The 23,389-nt window shown below is 33.5% G+C and carries 21 protein-coding genes; 10 read left to right on the top strand and 11 right to left on the bottom strand.

Features of this window, described 5'->3' with window-relative positions:
* Nucleotides 1-45: 45 nt before the first annotated feature.
* Entirely contained in the window at nt 46-1,539 is a 1,494-nt protein-coding gene (locus DF185_RS00470; RefSeq protein WP_110358763.1) for a reductive dehalogenase, read from the bottom strand.
* Between the two features lie 123 nt (nt 1,540-1,662).
* Nucleotides 1,663-2,751, bottom strand: coding sequence for a helix-turn-helix domain-containing protein (locus DF185_RS00465; RefSeq protein ID WP_110358762.1), 1,089 nt, complete (start codon nt 2,749-2,751; stop codon nt 1,663-1,665).
* 169 nt (nt 2,752-2,920) lie between these two features.
* Between DF185_RS00465 and DF185_RS00460 the strand changes: the two genes are divergently transcribed.
* Nucleotides 2,921-3,382, top strand: coding sequence for a 3-oxoacyl-ACP synthase (locus DF185_RS00460; RefSeq protein WP_110358761.1), 462 nt, complete (start codon nt 2,921-2,923; stop codon nt 3,380-3,382).
* Between the two features lie 8 nt (nt 3,383-3,390).
* Here the strand turns inward: DF185_RS00460 and DF185_RS00455 are convergent, their stop codons facing one another.
* The 3 genes from DF185_RS00455 to DF185_RS00445 form a co-directional block, all read right to left on the bottom strand.
* The gene (locus tag DF185_RS00455; protein ID WP_110358760.1) at nt 3,391-5,418 is read right to left on the bottom strand and encodes an ATP-binding protein; all 2,028 of its coding nucleotides are present in this window, start codon (nt 5,416-5,418) and stop codon (nt 3,391-3,393) included.
* Nucleotides 5,419-5,561: 143 nt separating this feature from the next.
* Nucleotides 5,562-6,608, bottom strand: a complete 1,047-nt coding sequence (locus DF185_RS00450; RefSeq protein WP_110358759.1) for a quinone-dependent dihydroorotate dehydrogenase — start codon at nt 6,606-6,608, stop codon at nt 5,562-5,564.
* A gap of 121 nt (nt 6,609-6,729) precedes the next feature.
* On the bottom strand, nt 6,730-8,121 hold the full coding sequence (locus tag DF185_RS00445) for an alpha-amylase family glycosyl hydrolase (protein ID WP_207784537.1): 1,392 nt from the start codon (nt 8,119-8,121) through the stop codon (nt 6,730-6,732).
* A gap of 132 nt (nt 8,122-8,253) precedes the next feature.
* On the opposite strand from DF185_RS00445, the gene DF185_RS00440 reads away from it, so the two are divergent.
* The 4 genes from DF185_RS00440 to DF185_RS00425 all read left to right on the top strand — a co-directional run bounded on the left by DF185_RS00440 (nt 8,254) and on the right by DF185_RS00425 (nt 11,355).
* Nucleotides 8,254-9,108, top strand: a complete 855-nt coding sequence (locus DF185_RS00440; RefSeq protein ID WP_110358757.1) for an AraC family transcriptional regulator — start codon at nt 8,254-8,256, stop codon at nt 9,106-9,108.
* Nucleotides 9,109-9,219: 111 nt separating this feature from the next.
* Nucleotides 9,220-9,519, top strand: coding sequence for a hypothetical protein (locus DF185_RS00435; RefSeq protein ID WP_110358756.1), 300 nt, complete (start codon nt 9,220-9,222; stop codon nt 9,517-9,519).
* A gap of 332 nt (nt 9,520-9,851) precedes the next feature.
* Complete coding sequence (locus tag DF185_RS00430) at nt 9,852-10,715, top strand: beta-keto acid cleavage family enzyme (RefSeq protein ID WP_110358755.1); 864 nt, start codon at nt 9,852-9,854, stop codon at nt 10,713-10,715.
* The gene (locus DF185_RS00425; protein ID WP_110358754.1) at nt 10,675-11,355 is read left to right on the top strand and encodes a DapH/DapD/GlmU-related protein; all 681 of its coding nucleotides are present in this window, start codon (nt 10,675-10,677) and stop codon (nt 11,353-11,355) included. Before DF185_RS00430 ends, DF185_RS00425 begins: the two co-directional genes overlap by 41 nt.
* Before the next feature lie 59 nt (nt 11,356-11,414).
* On the opposite strand, the gene DF185_RS00420 is transcribed toward DF185_RS00425, so the two are convergent.
* Nucleotides 11,415-13,868 (bottom strand): DUF294 nucleotidyltransferase-like domain-containing protein, encoded by a 2,454-nt coding sequence (locus tag DF185_RS00420; RefSeq protein ID WP_110358753.1) that lies wholly within the window; start codon nt 13,866-13,868, stop codon nt 11,415-11,417.
* 308 nt (nt 13,869-14,176) lie between these two features.
* Here DF185_RS00420 and DF185_RS00415 point away from each other — a divergent pair, with 308 nt between their 5' ends.
* Nucleotides 14,177-14,692, top strand: a complete 516-nt coding sequence (locus DF185_RS00415; RefSeq protein WP_110358752.1) for a DUF2892 domain-containing protein — start codon at nt 14,177-14,179, stop codon at nt 14,690-14,692.
* 56 nt (nt 14,693-14,748) lie between these two features.
* Here DF185_RS00415 and DF185_RS00410 read toward each other — a convergent pair whose 3' ends face one another.
* Entirely contained in the window at nt 14,749-15,138 is a 390-nt protein-coding gene (locus tag DF185_RS00410) for an FKBP-type peptidyl-prolyl cis-trans isomerase (RefSeq protein WP_110358751.1), read from the bottom strand.
* Nucleotides 15,139-15,182: 44 nt separating this feature from the next.
* Here DF185_RS00410 and DF185_RS00405 point away from each other — a divergent pair, with 44 nt between their 5' ends.
* Nucleotides 15,183-15,368 carry a hypothetical protein gene (locus tag DF185_RS00405; RefSeq protein WP_110358750.1) on the top strand — a complete coding sequence of 62 codons (186 nt, stop codon included), beginning with the start codon at nt 15,183-15,185 and terminating at the stop codon, nt 15,366-15,368.
* A gap of 20 nt (nt 15,369-15,388) precedes the next feature.
* Here the strand turns inward: DF185_RS00405 and DF185_RS00400 are convergent, their stop codons facing one another.
* Together DF185_RS00400 and DF185_RS00395 are read right to left on the bottom strand one after the other, a co-directional pair.
* Nucleotides 15,389-16,246: a YjjW family glycine radical enzyme activase gene (locus DF185_RS00400; protein WP_110358749.1), complete on the bottom strand. Its 858-nt coding sequence runs from the start codon at nt 16,244-16,246 to the stop codon at nt 15,389-15,391.
* The gene (locus DF185_RS00395) at nt 16,221-17,783 is read right to left on the bottom strand and encodes a YjjI family glycine radical enzyme (RefSeq protein WP_207784536.1); all 1,563 of its coding nucleotides are present in this window, start codon (nt 17,781-17,783) and stop codon (nt 16,221-16,223) included. The genes DF185_RS00400 and DF185_RS00395 overlap by 26 nt, the downstream gene beginning before the upstream one ends.
* A 204-nt stretch (nt 17,784-17,987) precedes the next feature.
* On the opposite strand from DF185_RS00395, the gene DF185_RS00390 reads away from it, so the two are divergent.
* A complete protein-coding gene (locus DF185_RS00390) occupies nt 17,988-18,548 on the top strand; it encodes a leucine-rich repeat domain-containing protein (RefSeq protein WP_165835900.1) in 561 nt (186 codons plus the stop codon).
* Between the two features lie 56 nt (nt 18,549-18,604).
* On the opposite strand, the gene DF185_RS00385 is transcribed toward DF185_RS00390, so the two are convergent.
* On the bottom strand, nt 18,605-20,326 hold the full coding sequence (locus tag DF185_RS00385; protein WP_110358747.1) for a serine hydrolase: 1,722 nt from the start codon (nt 20,324-20,326) through the stop codon (nt 18,605-18,607).
* 221 nt (nt 20,327-20,547) lie between these two features.
* On the opposite strand from DF185_RS00385, the gene DF185_RS00380 reads away from it, so the two are divergent.
* Both DF185_RS00380 and DF185_RS00375 read left to right on the top strand, forming a co-directional pair.
* Entirely contained in the window at nt 20,548-21,588 is a 1,041-nt protein-coding gene (locus tag DF185_RS00380; protein ID WP_110358746.1) for a sensor histidine kinase, read from the top strand.
* Between the two features lie 7 nt (nt 21,589-21,595).
* The gene (locus DF185_RS00375) at nt 21,596-22,303 is read left to right on the top strand and encodes a LytR/AlgR family response regulator transcription factor (protein WP_110358745.1); all 708 of its coding nucleotides are present in this window, start codon (nt 21,596-21,598) and stop codon (nt 22,301-22,303) included.
* A gap of 134 nt (nt 22,304-22,437) precedes the next feature.
* On the opposite strand, the gene DF185_RS00370 is transcribed toward DF185_RS00375, so the two are convergent.
* Nucleotides 22,438-22,962 carry a hypothetical protein gene (locus tag DF185_RS00370; RefSeq protein ID WP_133249916.1) on the bottom strand — a complete coding sequence of 175 codons (525 nt, stop codon included), beginning with the start codon at nt 22,960-22,962 and terminating at the stop codon, nt 22,438-22,440.
* Between the last annotated feature and the right edge of the window lie 427 nt (nt 22,963-23,389).

The raw sequence follows: 23,389 nt of genomic DNA, 5'->3' as shown, positions 1-23,389 counted from the left end.
TAATGTGATAAATATGAATCGCTATATGAAGCAATGTATTTTGCTTTAATGTCCATCGTAGCTTTTGCCTTCAGGACTGTAGAATTTCTTTATGGATTCCTTGTCTTCAACATTACCATAGCCAAAGAGTTCATCCATTTCACGCATTAAGTCGTGTACCGGACCAGGCATTGCTGCTGTAATGCTATCTACCAATCGGTGATGCCAAAAATCAGGCTTATTGTATGGACATGAAGCCATACACATTCCACAATCATCGCCTAATTCGCCCCATAGTTTGAAACATTTCTTTGCATCAACATGATATTTTTTAACTCCTTTTTGATTGTACCAGGCATTGTCTTTGTTGTCATGAGTTGGTTCAAAGGATGGTTCTTTGTCATAGGAGATGGCTTTGGTTGGACAAGCATCGGCACAGCGCATGCAGTTTTTACAAAAATCCATCACTCCGAATGATTTTGGTTTGTCATATTCTACAAAGTCAAAATCGGTATACACCTTTGCCAGTCGAACACGAGGACCATACTTATAGGTTACGGCTTGTCCCAATCTGGATGCTTCTCCCAAACCTGCAGCGATAGCATATGGTACGCTTAATCCCATATCGTTACCGGCAGATACAGCATTAAATCCCAGGTTTTTAAGATATACAGCTAACTGATAAGGTACTTTTGCCATTTCAGAATAGCCAGCTCCTGCAGCGGCACTACCTACAAAGGAAGGAGAAGTGGAGATTCCCTCGTAATCCATATTAAAAGCCATTACTATAACTGTTTTTGGCTCGAAAGGGAAGTCACTCCAGTCGGTCACAAATTTATCAGGGCCCCAATTGTGGAGTTCTTCCAATTGCTCCTTGCTTGGAGGGGCTAACAAAGGTTTTCTTAATATAGGAGGAACAGGATTTAGAAACTTACTGTAATCCCATCTTTTGTCTCTTCTGGTAATTCCAACTAAATCAGCACCAAAAAGTTTTGCTGCTCGTTTAATTTGATTGGCCGCTTGTTGTTTGTTTTCGAATTGGTATTTCTCTTTTACTACATAGTCATTATCAAATAGAGCAAATTGTACCTTATCGGTACGCTGTTCCCAAGAGTTTACTCCAAAGTTAGGAATAGCGGCGGGACTGGGACCAGCTGCATAATTATTCATGGCCCATGCGCCAGCTAATAAGGCTTTATCAGCTTGATTGTATCCAATTTTATCGTTGTCGTAAGCAAAGTTCATTTTCTGAACAAATGCTTGTCCATCTGCAACAATATCATCCTCTACAGTTTCACCAATAGCTCGTATTTCGTTCACGAAAAAAGATCTGGCTTGTACATGATCCCAATTTCGCGGCGGCACATAGTCAGGTCGTACTTCTGCAGGAAAATCATCATGTGTGGTTACAATTTTATCCACAAGACGTTTATCCAATTCTTTGGCCGCAGTTTTTTGCGGTAAAGTAGTTAAGGCACCCGCACCAACCGCGGCTGTTATTCCTCCAATTTTAAAGAAATCTCTTCGATTTAATTTTGATGAATTTTCGTTTTTACTCATAGCGTCAATGTTTTTGTAACAGTTCAAAGCTGCTTCTAAAACATTGATATAGCGACAAAACCAATAATTTCGGACGTATTCCAATTTTATCGTACCATCAATCGCCTCATTTTAAATCGAAAACTATTCCAGTTCTTTCAGGAATTGAGAGGGTGTTTTATTGGTGAATTTTTTAAAAGCTGCATTAAAGGTGGCTTTCGATTTAAATCCAGCCTCGAATGCCAATGCCAATATGGTGTAGTTCTTGTAAGCTTCCAGTTTCGACAGCCTTTTAAATTCTTCCACCCTGTAATTGTTAATGTAATCATTAAAACTTTGATTCATTAATCCATTCATAGTTTCTGAAATCTCATGGGAAGAGATATTACATTGCTGAGAGAAACTTGATAAGTTTAGCTCTGGATCAAGATATGGTTTTTCAGTTTCCATAAGCTGATTCATTTTGATGACATTTTTTTCAGCCAATTCTCGAGTAAGCTTCGACTTGTCATATTTTTTAAATCCGCCTAATCCTATCTTTTCGGTGCTTAAATGTAATGTTCTGGGTTCACTTACAATTACATAAGATATTGCATAACCTAAAAGCATCAAAAAACTAAGGTTGATGATATCCATGGTGGCTTCTGAACCAGAAACAAAGAGTGGTAGGTTGGTTTTAATTTCCAGAATTACAAAATGCAAGCTCATCATGAAGCATAGCAATTTAATCAGGCTTGTTCTTTTCTTGTTGTAATTGAATATACTCAGCGACATGCCTTTGATTTGGTAAAAATTCCCAATCATCTTTAAAATCAAGAAAGGGTAAATCAGGTAAAGGGAAACCAGTATGTTTTTGGCAATTAGCAGGTAAGTACTTTTCAAAGAATAGGTATTCAGATACAGGATAAATATGACTCCGTTTATTGCAAATGGCAGTAGGTGCAATAAACTTACTTTGGTGAATTTAAGTTTTCCATATAATACCGACATTACATAGTAGTATACTACCATTGGAGCCATTGTAGCAATAGGAACTACGCTGTAGGGCCAATTGGAATCTAATGCTATAAATCCTTTGTAAAAGAAATAGTAGTAAACGTAGTGGAATATAATATTAATAAATATGAGCTTTAGAATAAAGTTGGGTAGAGTTCTGAACTTTTTGCGTAGCAATATCAGGATCAATCCAATGATTTGGGCTGAGCAAAAAAGGATCAAATAGGGAATATTCATAAGAGAATAAGTGCTAGTTTAGATTTTCCGAAAAGTAAAGTATTTTTTAAAAAATCGCAAAATAGCGTGGGGTGATTTAAAGTTTGAGGTGAAACAGATGATAGTTTTCAAGCTTAATCGGGATTGCTGTTTCTTATTTGTACATTTGAATTCTTAACCGATTACAGGAATGAATACATCAAATACACTAAAAGTAGACTTGTACAATAAAGCACAAGAGTTAATTCAATCGAAAATTGAGGCAAACAATGAATCGCTATCTGTATTAAAAGAATCTGTTGCGAGTGAAACCAAAAGTACAGCAGGAGATAAGCATGAAACGGGTAGAGCCATGATGCACCTTGAGCAAGAAAAGGTGATGCGACAATTAACAAATAACCAAAAGCTTAAAAGCATTATCGATAGGGTTAATCCTGAAATCGTTAATGAAACTGTTCAGTTAGGCTCATTGGTAATTACCAACAGCATATCATTTTACGTTTTGGCAGGTTTGGGACAAATGGAATTGAACGGACAGAACTATTTTGTCGTTTCATTTCAATCCGATTTGGTGCAAGCCCTTAAAGGAAAACGTAAAGGTGATTCTCTTACATTTAAAGGACAGGACTATACCATCAAGGAGATATTATAGGCCAAAGATTAGGTTATTGGTAAAGTAAAATAGAACGAACTTCCCTTGTTCACTTTACTTTCCACACGTATTTGCCCGCCATTTTTATTCACAAACTCTTTGCAAAGAATTAGGCCAAGACCAGTACCTTTTTCATTAGAAGTACCTGGACGTTGCACATTCGTACCAATATAGAACAGAGCTTTTTGAATTTTGTCATCCATGCCAATGCCATTGTCTGCAATGCAAATTTCAAGTTCATCATCAATTAATTTTGATGAGATGTTTATCTCGCCATTTTCATTATTATATTTTATGGCGTTATTAAACAGGTTTGAAATCACTATCTGAATGGTTTCTTTATCGGCATATATGAAGCTATTATCATCAACAAAATTGTTAATAGCTATGTTTTTCATTTGAGCCGCACCTAAATAGGCCGAAATGCTTTCTTGAACAATAGAAGATAATTGTAATTTCTCTGGGGTAAATTGAATAAAACCACTTTGCGATCTGGCCCAGGTCAATAAGTTATCAAGCAGATTTAAAGCTGAATCTGATGTTTCCTTTATAATACCAATCATTCTTTTCCGTTGCTCTTCATTATAATCATCATAGCTAACCGATAGCTCATTACTAAAACCAACAATTGCATTAAACGGGCTTTTTAAATCATGAGAAATGATAGAAAAGAATTTGTCTTTTGAAGCATTCATTCTTCTTAATTCATCTTCGCTTTCTCTTAATTGCTGATTCTTTTGATTTGTTTTTCGGTAATAGAAAATAATAATACCAATGATTATAATCAGCAAACTTATTCCTGTTAGGGCAATATTGGTTCTATTTTTAATTTGAATTTGAGCATTCTCAATTTGCTGATCCTTTAGTGCCTGCTCCAATTCAAATCTTTCAATTTCATCCTGTCTGTTTTGCTCTTCGAACTCATCCATAAAGCTGTTAACTTTACTTCTCTGTAGTGAGTCGATAAATTGGTTTTCCATTCTTGAGGCATGATAAGCTTTAGAATATAATCCAAGCTTTGAATAAGCCTTTGCCTGCATTTTGTAGATGCTTGGAAATTCTTCTTGCAATCCAAGTTTCTGGTATGAATCCAGACTTTCTTGGAATAGTTTAATGCTCCTCTTATAATCTTTCTTTTTTAGTAATAATTCAGCTTGCTTCTTGTCAACCCTGGCTTTAATATGCGGATAATTGTTTTTGATACAATAATCATATGCCTTTTGAATATGATATTGACATGTATCTAGATTGTCTTTTGCCAGATGATAAGTAGCCAATGAGGTATGTAGATATGATTTAATGTATTTACTTTCAATTTTAGGGATAAGTTGAATGAGTGTATTGTATTCATTAGACGCATCTTCATGCTTTTGATGTTCAACTTTTAAAATTCCGATATTCGAATAACCAATGGCCAAGTCTCTGGGAATATTTTTAGAAATGTCTATTGCCAAAGATTTATTGAAATACTTTAAAGCGGATTCATAGTTGTTTAATTTTTTATACACGGTTCCAATATTGTTATACAATATGGATAAGCTGGCTGTATCTCGCAATGATTCTGCATACTTAAGAGCTTCAAGGTTATAGCTTAAGGTTTTAAGTTGGCTACTGCCATAAGAACTTACATAACTTAGCCCTCTGTATGTATCTAATATATTTATAGAATCGTTCGCTTGTTTAAACAAGTCTAAAGCAATATGAAAGTTTTCAATTGCTGCCTTTAAATTAGAAGTTTGTATTGATGCCCTGGCATAATAGGAATGAGAAGTTGCCAAACCATTCCAGTACTGTAATTCTTTTGCCAATAGTTTTCCTTTCTCACTATAGAGTAGGGAACTATCAATATTTATAGCGCCATAGGCCAAGGCAATTCGGTTGTAATTATCAACCAGTTCTTTATTATTCTTTAGCTGTTCATTAATGTTCTTTAAAGAGTCGATCACCTCCTGTTCGGATTGTTGGGCAATAGAAACACTGTTAACAGCTACGCTAAGGCACAATAGTGCTATTTTATAAATCGATTGTAATCTCACGTTTTGGTAATAGTTTTAATGGTAAAACTAAAGAAAAATACATGAGAATAATCGTTTTCTCCTTACATTAAATCTATAGAATGAGAGAATGTATATAAGGTGGAAGTATTTATGAAAATTAGCTAAGTTATTCTTCCAATAGTTTAAATTGAGGCTCTTTTGATTAGAGCTTTATTGATATCCTTAATTAGTCCAGGACCATTATATATAAATCCGGTGTAGATTTGAACTAATGAAGCTCCAGCATCTAATTTTTCTATAGCATCCTCAACAGTCATGATACCACCAACCCCAATAATTGGTATCTTTCCGTTCGATTTTTTGTGAATGTATCGTATTACTTCCGTAGATTTTTTCTTTAAAGGGTTTCCACTTAAGCCACCTGCACCAACTGCTTCAATTTCGTCATCCGAATAGCTTAATCCTTCTCTGGAAATGGTTGTGTTTGTAGCAACAATTCCAGCAATCCTGGTTTCCGTAACGATTTCAATAATATCATCCAACTGCGCCTCATTTACATCAGGAGCAATTTTTAAGAGGATGGCTTTGGTCTTCTTTTTGATTTTATTTAATCCCATTAATTTATTCAGAAGATCTTTTAATGGTTCCTTATCTTGCAATGCCCTAAGGTTTGGAGTATTAGGAGAACTTACATTCACGACAAAGTAATCAACGTATGGATACAATGCCTCAAAACAGTTGATATAATCGTCGCTGGCAAGTTCGTTAGGTGTGACTTTGTTTTTACCAATATTTCCTCCAATGATTACATTGGTTTTCTTCTTTTTTAAGCGTTTTACAGCTTCCAAAACACCATCGTTATTAAATCCCATTCTATTCACAATGGCCTTGTCATTTACAAACCTGAAAAGGCGAGGTTTAGGATTTCCTTCCTGTGGTTTTGGAGTAAGTGTACCAATTTCAATAAAGCCAAATCCCATACTGCCAAGCATATCAAATGCCTCAGCATTTTTATCCAATCCAGCTGCAAGCCCAACGGGGTTTGGAAATCTTAAACCAAACAACTTACGTTCTAATATTGGATCTTTTTTCGAAAAGAATAGGGAAGAGATTTTTCTGAAGAGAGTAATTTTTTGGAAGAAAATCAAGCATGAAAAGGTAAACTTGTGTATTTTCTCAGCATCGAATTGAATTAATAGTGGACGTATAATTAGGCGATATAAATTCATTTTGTGTTATTGTTTTACACAAAGATAACAGGATAATTTGAAGAAAAAGAGTTTTGTGTCCGATTTGAGCAAGTGGGCATAAAAAAAGTGCAGTGGGGCACACTACACTTTTTATCATATCTTACAAATAATAAACTTTGTAACCGTATTTAGGAAGTTTAATTTTTTGCTGTCCTGTTAGCTTTACTTTTTGCTTACTGAACAGTTCGGTATAATCTCCTTTTTGAATATTGCTCTTAATTTCGAATTCGGCTTCTTCATCATTAAAGTTGATTACTACCACAACTTTGTTTCCATCTTTTTCGCGAGCAAAGCTTAATATTTTTTTGCCATTATTAACTATAGGAATCATATCGCCACCAAATTTACCATTCCAAAGGGCTTTGTTTTCTTTCTTCAGATGCAAAAGGCTCTTGTAAAAATCAAATAGATAATGATCCTTCCATTCAATTTCATCTTTTTCGAAGAACGCCAATTGTTTGTCTAATCCTGCTTCCTGACCACTATAAATTAAAGGCATTCCTTCAGCAGTAGCGGTTAAAACAATGCAAGCATCCAATGCTTCCCCAAACATGCTAAATTGAGTTCCTTCCCATGAGTTTTTGTCATGGTTATCTACGAAATTCATTCTATAGGCATTTCGTGGGAATGTATTCGAATTGTGTGCAAAGTGCTCGTACAAACGGTAGAATTTTCCATTGTTCATTACCAATTCGTGCATAGCCGCATGTAATTCCCAGCTGTAACTCATATCAAAAGCATGCTTGTGTAGATCTCTTGAATCCCATTCTGCCAGCATAAATACCGGTTTAATTTCATCTAACTCTTTTCTGGCATTATCCCAAAAGTCAGTAGGCATAAAACCTGCAACATCACATCTGTAGCCATCAATATTGGTTTCTTTTACCCAATACTTTAAAACATCGGTCATGTATTTACGAATTCCAGGATGATTGTAGTCAAAGTCAATCACATCATCCCAATCGTACCATGGAGTAGGTTGGAAATTTCCATCATAATCTTTGGTATACCATTCAGGGTGTTCTATAGTTAATGGATTATCCCAGGCTGAATGATTGGCAACCCAGTCAATAATAACATACATGCCCATATCATGGATCTTATTTACTAAACTCTTAAACTCATCCAAACTTCCAAATTCAGGGTTTACTGCATAGTAATCTTTTACTGAGTAATAACTACCTATATTACCTTTTCTATTCTTTTCCCCAATAGGGTGGATAGGCATCAACCATAAAATATCTACACCAAGTTCTTTTAATCTTGGTAAATGTTTCTCAAAGGCCTTAAAAGTACCTTCTGGAGTATATTGTCTGATATTAACTTCATAGATAGAAACATTTTTAGACCATTCAGGATGCTTTAGTTGCACATAGTTCTTGGGCTGGTATGGATCATTTGCTTTTTCTTTAGCTACACTGTTTAAAGTAGAAAAAGTTAGCGCGAAACAAATAATCACCAAAATTGACTTGTAAGTGATTTTCGACATCATATCATTTGTTTTAGTTTGATTTTTACAAAGTTCCGATAAAAAGAACAACTTTAATGATAGTTTTTTTGCAGGAAATAGTACAATTTTGATAATATTAGTAGATTTTATATAATTTTAGTCAAAAATGTACAAATGGCACCAGTCCCAGAAATCATAGATCATCCAGCAAGCCAATCGTTTAGTGTGCGTGAATTTATAACTCCATGCAAAGAGCAGATTTTCCATTATCACAAGGAGTATGAGCTTACTTGTATTGTAAACGCCTCAGGGGAAAGGTTTATAGGTGGGAAGCTAGAAAGGTTCTGCAATGATGACTTGGTTTTAATTGGTAAGGATACACCTCATTATTATATACATGATAAGGAAACACAGGAAAAAAAGAATGCTGAAGTATTGGTACTTCATTTTTCTGATGATGTTTTAGGAGGAGAGATTGATAAATTATCGGAATTAAAACAGTTTGTGAAGTTATTGAATACCGCTAAACATGGAATTCAATTTTCAAAAGAGATTGCTCTTCAAGTCAAAAACTTATTGTATAAAATTAAAGAGTCAGAAGGAATTTATCGATTGGTGTATTTGCTGCAGGTGTTTCAATTGCTTGAAACCGATGGTAATTCTCGTATAATCGGAAACTTAGGAGTACAGGCAAATGTTTCACAAAAAGATGAGAATAGAATTAGTACAATCTACTCATACGTATCCGTTCATTTTCAGGAGAAAATAAGCACATCAGATGTTGCCAGTATGGTACACATGACACCCGCTGCATTTTGTAGGTTTTTTAAAAGAATAACAAGAAAATCTTTCATACAGTATTTAAATGATTTTCGAATTGCACATGCCTGCCGTTTGCTTACAGAATCGTCACTTTCGATTGCAGATATAGCCTTTAAAAGTGGTTTTGCTAACCTGGCAAATTTTAATAGAACATTTAAAGCAAACACAAAATACACTCCATTAAGGTACAGAGAAAAATTTATATAGAATTTTTCAAATTCGTTAAAAAAATAATTTGTCATAAGGTAGAATATTCCTAAATTCGTTAAACAATTAAATTTTAAGAACTACTATATTGGATAGGCTAAGTATTAAATAATGAGTAAGTTAAAAGAAATTAAGCTCAATCAGTTTCAACTAAATGTTCTTTTAGATGAAGAGGAAAAAGCAGCTTACGATTATATCGTTCAGGAGGGTACATATTGTGTGCATTGCAAAGAAATGTGTACAAAAGGTGTAGATGTAAAAGAAAACTTTTTGAATGATATGAATGATATTCTGATCAAAGGAACTTGCAAGAAATGTAATGGCAGAGTAAGCAGGTTTATTGAGTATGGAGAATTCGACGATTTTCGGGAAAAAGCTCTTCGATTTCGAATTTCCATTGGAGCTGAATAAATGAAACGTCCATGAGTAAATAATTATTACCCTGATAGCTATCGGGGCACACGCGAAGGTGATTGTTTAGGAATGGTAATCCCGATAGTTGTCGAGACCATCTGATCTTAACAAGAAAATTATAAACAGATAAAGTTGATATGTACCTTCTTATTGTATGATAAGGAGGTTTTTTACATTTATAAGTTAAATCCAATACTAAAAAGTAGACAAGTCAAATCTTGTTTAATAATAGTTAAAGTGTTGTTTTTCTGTACATAAAGCCTCGTGTTTAATTGCTCGAACAAGGAAAAATATTGTATATTTAATTGTAACCATTAACTATACAATAGATGAAGAACGACAAGATTATTATAAATTTCTGCCCAACTGGAATGGTTCCTACAAAAAATATGACACCATTTGTGCCGGTTTCTCCTCAAGAAATTATTGAACAAACCCATGAAGCATATGACATAGGGATTACCATTGCTCATCTCCATGCACGTGGAGAGGATGATGTGCCAACTTACAGAAAAAATGTTTACCGAGACATTTTTGAAGGAGTGCGTAAACATTGTCCGGATTTGATTATTTGTGGCAGTACTTCAGGAAGGAATTTTCCTGAGTTTGAAAAAAGATCAGAGGTAATTGAGCTGAAGCCTGACATGTGCTCGCTGACTTTGAGTAGCCTTAATTTTGTGAAACAAGCATCAGTGAATGCTCCTGATATGGTGCAGCGCTTGGCACTTAAGATGAAAGAATTTGGTGTTAGAACTGAACTAGAGTGTTTCGATTTGGGAATGATTAACTACGGCAAATATTTAATCAAAAAAGGAATTGTAGAAGGGCCATTTTATTGGAATTTACTCTTTGGAAATATTGCAGGTTTTCAAGCTAATTTTCAGCAAATGGGTACGGCCTTGTCCGAAATTCCAGATGACCATTTTGTTGGTTTAGCCGGTTTAGCCGCCGATCAACTTAAAGTGAATGCAGCCGCAATTGCTATGGGGTATGGAGTTAGAGTAGGAATTGAGGATAACATTTGGTGGGATGAAAGCAGATCACGCCATACAAGCAATGTTGAGTTGGTACAGCGAATACATTCATTAATTGCAATTCACAATAAACAGTATTTTTCACCTAAAGAATTTGGACAACTTGGATTTAGAAATAATGAAGTCGCAAAAGAATTTGTATCAGTTACTAGGCTTTGATCCGAATTGGGTGTGTGTTATACATGATTTGCTCTATTACAATCATGAAAAAGAGATTGATCTAAAGGTTTTCCTAAATGTAGAAATGCAGGCAAACCTGAATGATCATTTGATGAAAATTCCTTTTCAGATTGGGGATAAAGCTGATATTAACAGAAATTTGCCAATGCTATTTGGATTGGCAAGTCCAAAGAATAAATACCCTGTTTACAAGAGCTTTTCGAGTATTCTGAAAAAGAAGGATTACGACAATTTAGTAGCAGACTCATCCATTATTAGTATTAGTAGTCAGTGTGATAAAGCATTGTTGATTGATCATCAATGCGTAATAAGTGCACAAACCAGTATTGGTTTTGGTGTAAGTATTAAACGAGGTGCAAAAATAGGTCATCACAATACGATTGGAGATTTTACCGACATTAATCCTGGAGTGATAACATCTGGTAACGTAACGATAGGCAAAGGCTGTGAAATCGGTTCAGGTGCAATTATCAAAAACAATGTGAAGATTGGTGATAATTCATTCATAGGCATGGGGAGTGTGGTTACCAAAGACATCCCAGCCAATAGTATTGCATTTGGAAATCCATGCAAGGTAATTCGGCAGAATGATATGTGGAATTTTGAATATAGTTATTAAAAAAAAAGACTTTGGCATTGTATCATCCAAAGTCTATTTCATTTGCGATATGATTGATTTTACTGGTATTCAGAAATTTTAAATGCAGTTTTTAATTCATCTTGCAGCGATGCGATTTCTTTTTCTATTCTTTTGAATGTAGCTTTATCCAATTCGGTTAGGTTTTTAAGCAGAACTTCATTTTCAGGCCAATCGTTATCCAGTATTAGATTTACTTGCCATTTCATTCTTAAATGCATCAGAAAGTTATACATGGCCTCTATCTCTTCTGCGTTTTTTTCCGAAATAACACCCAGAGCCATCAACTGATTCAGACGCAATAAGCTATTGGTTTCACGAATAGAATGGTGCAAAGCATGTATTCTTAAATAACCTATAATCGGTTGTAAAAACTTTTTTATATTGACGGCTTTTTTGTTGAAGCTTGGTTTAACTCCGATAACGGTTTTTGCCAATTGATTGTAAAAATCATGATGATGATCCAATTCTGAATATACATGTTCAAAAAGATCATCTACCAAAGAATTATCACCATAAATGCTTCTCAAATCTAAAAATATTGAACTATCCAATACATTTGGCATATCAGGATTATCAATCCAATTTGAGAAATAGTTTTTCCAAACATCAATTGAGTTACACCATTCGGGATTTCCTGCCATCAAATCACCTTTGCATCGCGAATATCCAATAGCATGTAAATTTTCATTAATAATTTCAGATAGCCTTAAAAAATACGATTTGTTATCGTCACTGTCATTAGCAAAAATAATGGCATTATCCTGGTCGGCTTTTAAGGTTTGTTCAGAGCGACCTTCGCTACCCATAGTAATAAAGGCAAACTTACATGGTGCTGGGCCAACTTCCTGAATTGCAAGTTCGATAATTCTGGAACTAATGGTATCGGCAATGGAAGTGATGATTCGCGATACGCTATTGATGTTTTCAGAACTCGTAAAAACTGCTTGTATTAGTATTGGAACCTTGTTATGAATTCGCTTAATACTTTCTACATTGTTGCAATCGTTAATCTGATTGATTAAATGAGTTAGCGAGTTTTGCTGCATTTCCAAGCACTGTTTGCTGCTTATATTTCCAATAATATTGCCATATTCATTCTCAATCAACAAATGCGATACCTTGCTTTGTTTAAAACGCAAAATGGCTTCATATAGTAAAGCATCATGTTTGATACTGATTACAGGAGCCGTCATAATTGTAGCTACGGTGTCATCAGTATTTTTATCATTAGCCAATACCCTTGTTCTTAAATCGGTATCAGTTATAATTCCAATGATTTGATCTCTTTCTTTAATACAAACTAATTTGCAGTTTTGATCAGTCATTAGTTTGGCAGCTTCTTTAATGCTGGTATTTAATTGGCAACATACATTTTTTTGAATCAGGTTGTCGATGGGTTGATTCATCAATTGCAAAGAAAGCTGAATGTCTTCCGATATTTTATTGGCATCCAGCCTTAAACGTTTTTTTTCAGTTACATTTTTGGCAACAATAATGTATCCCACTTCGCCGGATAATGTGATTTGTGTAACCGAAATTACTACAGTTTCGCGTCCAGCTTGAGCATTTACTAGTTCTGTTTCGAAAGTTGAGGTTTTCTGTGGATTCTCTATTTTGCTTACTAAATCGCTCCAACTCATTTTAAATAAGCTTGAGAAGCTAGAACCTACAATGCTTTCATTGTCGAATAACTTTGTGAATTTATTGTTGGCAAAAACGACCTTCTCATCCACCAACATTAGGGTTCCCTCAGTAGATGCATTCACAAGGCTTTTATATTTTTGGATGGAAGACAGAAGTTGTTTTTCTGCTTTTAACCTTTTTTCTTCAATGATCCTGCTTTGTCGGAGAACGTACAATAAGATAAAACCAATAAACAGAATAATGGTGAAGGATATTTTTAATAAAGTCTTTTTTAACTGACTGATTTCCATTTCAACATCATCTAAATATATTCCGGTACCAATTACCCAATTCCAATCTGAAAATCCCTTTACATAGGATAATTTTGGTGAAATTTTAGAGGCATCGTCTTTCCATTGCCAGTAATATTGAATGAATCCTTCACCTTCTTTTTTTACCAGGTTAGCAGCATCAACAAATAACTTGTTCTCATGATTGTCTGAAAAATTGGAAAGGTCGGTATTGTTAAGTTCAGGACGATAGGGGTGCATTATCATTTTTGGGCTGTTGGTAATGATCCAGAAATAATCTTTCTGTTCGCTGCCATATCTCATTTTACCAACATGTTCCGATGCTTTTTCTTGCGCTTCAGCTAGACTAATTTCCCCATTGTGGTAAGCCTCTTGGTATTCGGATAATACACTCCATGCAGCATTGGTTAGTTCGGAAATCATTTCTTTTTTTCTGTCCATCATACTGCGCTCGAATAGCGGAATCAGGATCAGGTAGAATGTAATGACAAACATCGAGATTGCAATGATAGTTGGAATTACAATGCTGTATATAAATTTGTTGTTGGCTTTTTTCATGTATTAAAGAGTTTGAAAAGAAGCAGAAAAATCTTCTAATTGTACTCAGGTAAATATAGTAAATCTTATTACACCAGTTATACTATGGAAATATTCCTAAATTATAACCTATAGTAAAATGCCGATATATTCATGACAAGCTGTTTGAAGAATTTATATGTGGATAACTATCACTCAAACACTTGTAAAATCAATAGAAAAATTAGGTTTAAATAGAAAGAATATTAAATAGTAAAACAGAGGCTTTGTACACTTGCTTTTTAACAAAAAATGATTTGTTTTGTAGTGCAAATTAAAAATTACATACCATGTTGAATAATATTATAAGATTGATTATTGCTGGAATTCTACTGTTGGGTTCAATCTTTCTATTCATAAATTCTTTTATCGGATTAGGAGTGTTGGCAGTATTGTTATCTGGATTATTTGTCCTTACTCATTTTAAGAATGAGAAAAACCTAATCGCCTTTTATTTTTTAAGGAAAAATAAGTTTGAATCAGCGGGAAAAGTATTAGCAGGGGTAAAGCATCCCGAAAGAATGATCAAAAGTCAGGAGGCATATTATTACTATTTATCAGGATTGATTTTTTCGCAAGAGCATAAAAACAATCAGGCTGAAAAACAGTTTAAAAAGGCTTTAAATATCGGTCTAAGAATGAAAACTGATAAAGCAGTTGCCAATTTAAATTTGTCAGGAATTTACCTTTCAAGAAGAAATAAAAAACTGTCTAAATATTATTTGCAAGAAGCCAAGAATTTAGACAAACAAAAAATGCTAGCAGCTCAAATTAAAGAGATTGAGCATATGATGAAGAGAATATAATCGTAGAAGATTAAATATAGAAAGCCTGACAATTGATTTTGTCAGGCTTTTTTGTACTAAAAAACTTTGTTGAGTATAATATCAAAGATCAATACTGATCCTCCAGGAATTGCTCCATAATCAGTATTTCCATAGGCCAAATGTGATGGGATGATTAGAATACCTTCTCCACCTTCTTTAAAATAGGATAAGCCTTCTTTCCAACCTTCGATAACTACCGATAGGTTAATTTCCAGATTTTCACTTTTATCGAAAATATTACCATTGGTCAAGTAACCAATATAAGCAATTGATACATTGCTCTCAGAATTAGGACTTTTGCCTTCTCCCTTGTTTACGATTACATAGTGCAAACCTGATTCTGTTCTTTGTGCATCCAGTTTATGTTTTGCGATGTATGTTTCTATCTCTTTCTGGTTAAGTTGTCTAAATTTGTTTCTCTTCATGATTATAATACTATCTTGCAAACACAAAGTTAAATTTTAAAATTATGCATCCTATTTTTTGTTTTATTGGAGGAAGCATTCGTTTTGTCATTCTTTATATGCGATATTTAATTACAGGAGAGGAGAGGCCAAAATACAGTTTGGTTTGTCAAAACAAATCGAATGCCTGGTTGGGATTTTTATTGATTATTCCTTTAGTATTGCTGTACCTGATTATTTATCAGTGGTAAAATTGAATTGCTTGTTTTTCTTATATAACAAGAATATCCAACTTTGCTTGTGAAAAAATATTTTTCGCATATTCTATTTCCTCTTCTCTGGGTTCAATTAGGTGAGCAAATTCTTTTCTAATTCCATGTTTTCGCATTTTAATTAGAGATTTTTGCACAGAAGGAGATACAGATTTCATCAGCTTAGCGATTTCTCTAATTTCCATTTCATGGTTATTGTAATCAGGAACCAAAACAAAACGAAGTTCTTTTAATTTACTTTTATTGTCTAGGTAATGGATAGATTTCAAGATCTTCTCATTGGAATATCCTGTAATTTTCTTGTGTGTATTTGCAGAATACGCTTTGATATCAAGCATTACACCATCAATATAAGGAAGTAGAGAATTCCATTTTTCCTGATCAATATTCCCGTTCGAGTCAATTAAAATAGATAAATGTTTTAGCTCAGAATTTGATCTGATTTCCTGGAACAATAAGCTTAAAAATGGAGCATGAAGCATTACTTCCCCACCAGATACGGTAATTCCCGAAATAAAATCTTTTCCTTCAAGAATTTCAGAAATAATATCCTCAACCGACATTTGTTTGTAAAATGGGCTACTGTTTTCAGGACAAACTTTAAGGCATTCATCACAACGAGTACAGCTATTTTCATTGTGGATGATTCGTTTGTTTTTAGAATCAATCTTCAAACTGTTGGAGGGACATGTATGAACACAAGTACCACACAAATTGCACAATCCTATGGTGTGGGAATTGTGGCAATACATACAGTTTAAATTACATTCCTGAAAGAAAATAACCATGCGATTGCCTGGTCCATCAATCACACTCGATTTGATGATTCCACTAATATTTGCCTGCAACTTGCTCATTGGAAATTACTCGTTTCGAAACACGATTGTCAACATTGGCATTGTCCATAGAATTAGCTGCAAATAGTGCGCTACCATATCTTGATCCTTCTTCTCTAAACTCCAGCAAATCGCTTCTTCTTACCAAATAACCCGTAATACGAATAAACTCACCATTCGATAGATTAAAGGTAAACATTCGCATTCCTTTTCTAAATGCGCCCTTGATAATATCCACAATTGCTGTGCGATTTCTTTTTACTGTTTCATCAAAGTGGAAAATATCACTAATTCCTCCATTAAACAGGTGATGATGTGGAGCAACTGCATTAATATGTGAATAGATATCAGGCTCACTTCCAATTGGAATTCGAGCTCCTGCAGTTTCCTCTATGTCAATATCGATACCCGATTGAGCATGAAAAAAAGCTTTGCCATTACTTGCTTTGCAGTAAGGAAGCTCCCTGGCATCTACAATTTTCTTCATTTCTTCTAAAATAAGATGAGCAAGCTGATTGGCTTCTTCATCTTTTCCATAGCAAAGTTCATTACCACAGCGTTTCATAAATTGGTTTACACATTCGGCAAGTCCATAAAAACCAAACATAGCTGAGAAGTTATCCAAAGAAATGATTCCTTCTTTGGCCAGAAAATCATTATCGTAGTACTTTACAGTTTCTACAAGATATTTTGTTCTCGCTTCGATTACATCCAGTGTCATCTCACAATATTTTTTCAATGTGCCTGATATAAAACTATCAGCATCACCACTGTGTAAATCTGTGATCTTTTTAAGATTTAAACGAATAAGAGTATGAGAGCCACCACCTACAGGCAAAGAGTTGTAGCAACTCACTACACCATATTCTCCCTTAAAATCAGAAGCAGTCATCTTGTGATTGGCAATATGAGGCTTAGCCACTTCAAAAACTGTTTTGCTGGCCTCTAAAAGTAGCTCATCAGAAGTAATTTCTGGATCGTATTTCAAGGTAAGATTAGGAACAACCTGTTTTAATTCTCTTTCAATTCTTAAAATTACTCTGGCAATTATATTGTCCTCAGGTCCTATATTGATATGAACAAAAGCATCAGGAAGTGTTCGATCTATGAATTGCCAAAACAGTTTTAGCTTTTTGTAGATCTCTTCTTCCGATAAATCATCAACATAACCAAGCAATAAAGTGTCGATATTACCTAGATAAACTGAATATCCAGTAATAGAAGGAACTTGAACATAGAGTATTGATAGAAAATTAATTGCCTCATCGAAATTGGTAGGAGGTTCCAGCTCAAGATAATTTACTCCATTTTTTAAGGCGTAAGCATAATCAGGAAGAACATACCTAGGGCGATAAGGAGCATTACCTTCAAACAAGTCACAAATAATTTTCTCATTTAAGGCCGCTGTTGCTTCTTTGGAGATTTCAGGATAAGCCTGAGTACTCTCTGCAATATATGCCAAAAGATGCTTTTTTTGTCGATAATCTAAATTGCCATCGGTTAAAACTTGTAATACTCTATCCTTGATTTCTTCCATTCTTCTACTTTCAATATTCATTTCAATACTAAAGATTCTGATGCTTCAAAAATATACAAAAGAATGCAGGACAGGATAAGAAATCAGAAAATATATTAAGAATGAATATTTTGTTTGGTTCACCAATTAAGTTTTTACTATTTTGCAGCTAAGAAATCAATTGGAATAGCGTAAATGGAGGATGTAAAGATTATTGAGGAATTAAGTGAACAAATTAATCGAAACTTGAAACAAGTAAGAAAAGTGACGTGGTTAATCAAGGGTTTCCAGCTAAATGATCTTGGGCATGTTACACACTTGAATATTGCCAAGTGCAATTTAAAAGGGAAGTGGCCTTCTGCTATTTTTAAATTAAAGAACCTACAGTTTTTAGATATTCAGGAAAACCAAATAGATCATATACCAGAGGAAATTTCAAGATTAAAGAATTTGGTTTGTATTGACATTCGCAATAATCGTGTCCAAGAATTACCTCAGGCAATAGCAGAAATTCCAGTTTTGCAGAAATTATATCTGGGAAACAATGTTTTTACTCATATACCTCAAATTCTTAGCAAATGTAGCAAATTGAAGCTGATAGATTTTACTGACAATATGATTTCGGAAGGAGTGGAGCATATTTTGAATTCTGAATCTATAAGCAATGTCTATTTAAAAAATAATCGATTGTCGAAGTTTCCATTTCATTTGATAAAAGAGGATCAAATTAAGGAGATGAACCTAATGGAAAATGCGATTGAGAATTTGCCTGAAATAGTCTCTAAAATAGATAATTTACTTCATTAAGTATGTTAAAATGAAAGCCATAAGATTGCCTAAGCAATCTTATGGCTTTACTAGTTTTAATTCTCTTTTGTTAATGTAAAGTTCTTAACCCTTCCCACATCTTGGATTATCAATAATTTGATTGACCCATTTTCATTACGTTCAAATTTAAGCATATCAAGACGTCCGGCTGAAAAATAGTCTTCTCCCAAATATTTAATTTCCATTTCACCGATGTTCAAATAGGTTTTTAAGGTTTGTGGAGGTGAAAGAATCAATTTGTTATTGACAATTTTTACAGGGTAAGTAACATTTAATTCTTTATTGATATAATTGCCTGCAAATTCTTTTTGCATTTCTGGAGTTAACTCTTCAATTTTACCGGCTTTGAGACATGGATAATCAACTCCTCCTTGTTTCCAGATTACTTCTTCTACTTTCCCATTTGGAGAAAGCTTGAATTCGCATTGTGCATCAAAAGCTTTTAAAAAAAAGACGTTATTCGATTCTGCATGTAGGTTAAATACATTATCATCTGGAAATTGCAGTTTTAAAGTATCATTATCACATTTAAAGTCAAGAAGAAGACCGTTTGGTAATCTGAATTTGCCTGCATAAGATTGTAATAATTTTCGGTCAACTTTAATTTCCTTTCGTTTCTTAGCGGCAGTCTCTACTATCTTATCAGATAGAATGATATCACAAATTCTATTTAAAAGTTTATAACTATTAATACTTTCTGTGTTTAGTAATATTACAATACACAAATCATTTTCTGGATAGAAGGCAAATTGACTTCTGAATCCCAAAGTACCACCACTATGTCTAACCTGTTTTAGTCCTTTATAGTTTTTAATATTGAATCCATAAGTATATTTAATAGTATCACCATCTATCAATGTGTTATATGTATTGCTGATTTTTGATAAATAATTGTCATAGGGAATATCGTTTGCCAAAATATGTTTTCCCCAAGTGAGCATATCCGTTATATTCGTAAAAATGTTACTAGCTCCATATGTATAATTTGATTCCTCGTTGTATCTAACGAATTTGTTTTTTACTTTTTTATAAGCTTTGGTTGTTAATTTTTCCATTTGGTTAGGCGAATGAAACACAAAACTTGAATTCAGAGACAATGGACTAAAAACATATGTTTCCATAAAATCAGCATAATGCATCTTACTAACATTTTCGATAATTTCTGCAAGTAGTGAATATCCCGAATTAGAATAACTGAAAGCTGTATTTGGAGGTGAATTCAATTTAGAGTAGGAGCGGATTAATTTTATTTCATCCTCTTGATTCCATGTGGATTCAAAACTAATATTACCTAGTAATTGAAGTACATCAGTAGATGTGAGTCCACTAGTGTGTTGTATCAAATTTCTTATGCTGATCTCATCTTTATATTTAGGCAAATATGGGAGGTATTTGCCAATTGGATCATCCAGTTGAAGTTTTCCATCTTTTTCAAGAAGTAAGAGGGCGTATGCGGTGAAATGTTTGGAAACAGATGCTAAATTAAATTGGGTTTGATTAGTGTTTTGTTTTTGATTTTCAATATCGCTCAAACCATATGCTCTTTGAAAAGTATGATCATTCTTATATAGAATTCCAACACTCCCTCCTGGACTATCTGTTCCTATTTCAGATTTGAGAAGACTATCAATTTTCTCTGTAATGATATTCCAATTGTTTTTGGCCTTCTTATTCTTTTGATCCTTAAAAGCAAAGGCCATTAATGGCATGCAAATAAATAGAATACTAAATGATTTAAGTATTTGTTTCGATTTCATGATTTTGATGTTTTGAATTATGCTTCAATATTATCTCACCATTAAATCATTTGAAAATGAAATACATCAATTGAAGGAATTATACACGAAAATGAAATCAGTATGGACGAATTCAATTTGTCAATTAAAAATTACAATTGGACATTTTATCTGATAATTTTGTCCGTAATCATTTTCATAATTAATAATCAATCTTAATTTTATGATTTAAAATTGAAATAATGATATTGAAGAAAAGGTATTTCGAATATTTTATTCACGGGTTGATTTGGATAACAGGATTAATTATAGTTCTATATAATGTAAAAACTATTGGCTTACTTAAAGAAAGTATGGGAAGTTATACATTGGCCGTTGTAATTGGAACGCTTTTTAACCTTATACTCTTTTACTTGGTTTCATTATATCTAATCCCAAGATTTAACCTCTCCGGATCTAGAGGTAAACTAATAAGTTTTCTAATTATTCTTACAGGAGGTCTAAGTGCAATAGAATCTTTAATTGACTACTATCTAATGCCTGTTATATATTCGTCAGAAGAAGAACCATACATATCGCAACTTATTGTAATTCTAGTGTTTCATATTTTTATATTGGCCTTGGCTTTGGCATATGGGTTTACTCGAGAATGGATTAGAAAAGATAAAAATCAGCAAGAATTAAAATCTGAAAAATTATCTGCTGAATTGAATTACTTAAAAGCACAGGTAAATCCACACTCTTTATTTAATATGCTGAATATGGCTTTTGCTAGTGCAACAAAAAATGGAGATGAATATACGGCAGATCTAATTGAAATGATCTCTTCGCAGTTAAGATATATGCTTTACGAAAGTAATTTCGAGAAAGTGTCAGTTCAGAAAGAAATAGATCATATTAACAGTTTTATAGAAATACAGAAACTCCGTATTGCAAATGATATGCCGGTTAAGATTAATTATCGAACCGAAGGAGATTTTTCTACAAATTCTGTTGCTCCATTATTGCTGATACCATTTATTGAAAACGCTTTTAAACATGGTCTTCATTATAATGCCAATACAAATATTGATATTCAGATATCATGTCAAAACCAACAGCTAGAGCTAAAAGTATCAAACCCAATTAATCAAAAGCGAGCGTCCGTTAATAGTCAATCTTCGGGTATTGGATTAGAAAATGTTAAGAAAAGACTAGAACTGATATATCCTAAAAAATATGCACTTCAGGTAAATGAAGAACCTGATATTTATAGTATTTATTTAAACCTGAATTTAAATTAGTATACGAATGAAATGTATTGCCATAGATGATGAACCATTTGCTCTTGACTTAGTGAAAGATTACATTGAGAAAACACCTTTTCTGGATTGTATAGGTGCTTTTTCTAATCCATTAAAAGCACTTGGATTTCTAGTGGAAAACAAAGTGGATTTGTTGTTCTTAGATATTAATATGCCCGAAATTACAGGCATTCAATTCTTAAATTCATTGAAGCATAAGCCTAAGGTAATCTTTACAACTGCTTACTCCGAATATGGAGTTGAGAGCTATGAATACGATGCAATTGATTACTTATTAAAACCAATAAAATACGAACGTTTTCTTCGAGCTGTTGGAAAAGTATTTGAACTCAATAAGAACATTTTGCAAGACAGTATGCGTGTTCAAACTAATAGTGAAGAACAGGAGCAAATTTTGATTCGAAGTGGATCTCAAATTTACCAAGTATCACTTGAAGACATATGTTTTATTGAAGGGGCTGGAAACTACGTGAATTTTCATACCAACAACAAGAAAATTATGGCTTTGCAGACAATGAAGAAAACCATTGATCTATTGCCATCTGCATATTTTACAAGAGTCCATAAATCCTATGTCGTTTCTCTGAAACACATAGATATGGTAGAACGACATCAAATTACCATACAAGGTCATAAAATTCCTATAGGAATAACTTATAGAGAACAATTTCTAAATAGATATAAGAGTGTATGAGCGAATTTTCAAAATAAGAATAATGTTCCTAGAAGTATTGAGTAAATACATGAGCGCATATCAATGGTGAAACACTTTTGGATATAATGAAAAAGTAAGGTGACTATAGAGTAAAAATAGCCACCTTTCAATTACTATCTAGGTTTAAGAATTTTATAATTAACTTTCACGACTCCATTTTTGAATGGCATATCATACAGTTTGTAATGATCATCGATATATGGATCATAATCAGGATGGAATTCATCATCATATAATGGGTAGTTTCGAATAAAACCAGGAAAACCAGTTGATGGATTTAAATCAAACCAGTATACATCGTAAGGATTCAAGTGAATGTATATTCGAAAGTCATGTTCATATTCATCCGGTCTAAAAATATAACCGCGTTCACTTAGAGAATGTATATCCGCTCGATCCCAATGAGCAACAGCTCTATTTACTTCAACCCAACCATTTTCTAGTTGCACTGGCCTATTATTCTTATCTCTGATAAAAACCTGTACTTCCTTATTGTTATTGTAATCTTGTGCAATTCGTACAGAAATTTTCAGTATTGATGGATCTGTCAATTCAATATCGCTAAGGGCAGATTTGCTGCATGATTGCATACCCAATATGCTAAAGAGAAATAAAAGTGTATATATCCTTGCTTTCATATTTTTATAGTATTGGTTTACTAATATGACAGCTAACTAAACCAATACACGTATATGCAATGAAGCAAGAACTAGATTAAATGTATGTGGTGCTTTCTAAATCATGTTGTTACGTATTGGTTTAATTGATGATATTCTCCCTTTGCATGGGTGAAAGTGCACATTGATTTTGTAAGAGCATATCTTCTTAAGGGAGTGCAGATCCTAAATTGAACTGGCATTTTACATGTAAATTTCGTAACTTATTAGTTCTTTGCAATGAAGACTATTTATATATGTGTGTTAAAAATTAGGGTTAGTCTTCATCTGAGCGATTTCATTGATAGGTGTATAGAATGAGTGTGTAAAAGATTAGAAGTAATTGATGAAATCGCTCTTTCCTTTTTTATTGAATTTTCCAGCTAAATTTTGTAGCATCTCCAAAATC

It is taken from the genome of Marinifilum breve, from assembly GCF_003202155.1.
Classification (GTDB): Bacteria; Bacteroidota; Bacteroidia; order Bacteroidales; family Marinifilaceae; genus Marinifilum; species Marinifilum breve.
The sequence above is the reverse complement of the archived record's forward strand: the minus strand, read 5'-3'. Positions and strand labels throughout refer to the sequence as shown.

Excerpts from the sequence above, each read along its gene's own strand:
- DF185_RS00400 (WP_110358749.1), bottom strand. The coding sequence starts at position 16,246 with ATGAGCAAGTTGCAGGCAAATATTAGTGGAATCATCAAATCGAGTGTG.
- DF185_RS00375 (WP_110358745.1), top strand. The coding sequence starts at position 21,596 with ATGAAATGTATTGCCATAGATGATGAACCATTTGCTCTTGACTTAGTG.
- DF185_RS00440 (WP_110358757.1), top strand. The coding sequence starts at position 8,254 with ATGGCACCAGTCCCAGAAATCATAGATCATCCAGCAAGCCAATCGTTT.
- DF185_RS00395 (WP_207784536.1), bottom strand. The coding sequence starts at position 17,783 with ATGAATATTGAAAGTAGAAGAATGGAAGAAATCAAGGATAGAGTATTA.
- DF185_RS00385 (WP_110358747.1), bottom strand. The coding sequence starts at position 20,326 with ATGAAATCGAAACAAATACTTAAATCATTTAGTATTCTATTTATTTGC.
- DF185_RS00425 (WP_110358754.1), top strand. The coding sequence starts at position 10,675 with ATGAAGTCGCAAAAGAATTTGTATCAGTTACTAGGCTTTGATCCGAAT.
- DF185_RS00445 (WP_207784537.1), bottom strand. The coding sequence starts at position 8,121 with ATGATGTCGAAAATCACTTACAAGTCAATTTTGGTGATTATTTGTTTC.
- DF185_RS00410 (WP_110358751.1), bottom strand. The coding sequence starts at position 15,138 with ATGAAGAGAAACAAATTTAGACAACTTAACCAGAAAGAGATAGAAACA.
- DF185_RS00420 (WP_110358753.1), bottom strand. The coding sequence starts at position 13,868 with ATGAAAAAAGCCAACAACAAATTTATATACAGCATTGTAATTCCAACT.
- DF185_RS00450 (WP_110358759.1), bottom strand. The coding sequence starts at position 6,608 with ATGAATTTATATCGCCTAATTATACGTCCACTATTAATTCAATTCGAT.
- DF185_RS00415 (WP_110358752.1), top strand. The coding sequence starts at position 14,177 with ATGTTGAATAATATTATAAGATTGATTATTGCTGGAATTCTACTGTTG.
- DF185_RS00405 (WP_110358750.1), top strand. The coding sequence starts at position 15,183 with ATGCATCCTATTTTTTGTTTTATTGGAGGAAGCATTCGTTTTGTCATT.
- DF185_RS00460 (WP_110358761.1), top strand. The coding sequence starts at position 2,921 with ATGAATACATCAAATACACTAAAAGTAGACTTGTACAATAAAGCACAA.
- DF185_RS00465 (WP_110358762.1), bottom strand. The coding sequence starts at position 2,751 with ATGAATATTCCCTATTTGATCCTTTTTTGCTCAGCCCAAATCATTGGA.
- DF185_RS00370 (WP_133249916.1), bottom strand. The coding sequence starts at position 22,962 with ATGAAAGCAAGGATATATACACTTTTATTTCTCTTTAGCATATTGGGT.
- DF185_RS00435 (WP_110358756.1), top strand. The coding sequence starts at position 9,220 with ATGAGTAAGTTAAAAGAAATTAAGCTCAATCAGTTTCAACTAAATGTT.
- DF185_RS00380 (WP_110358746.1), top strand. The coding sequence starts at position 20,548 with ATGATATTGAAGAAAAGGTATTTCGAATATTTTATTCACGGGTTGATT.
- DF185_RS00470 (WP_110358763.1), bottom strand. The coding sequence starts at position 1,539 with ATGAGTAAAAACGAAAATTCATCAAAATTAAATCGAAGAGATTTCTTT.
- DF185_RS00430 (WP_110358755.1), top strand. The coding sequence starts at position 9,852 with ATGAAGAACGACAAGATTATTATAAATTTCTGCCCAACTGGAATGGTT.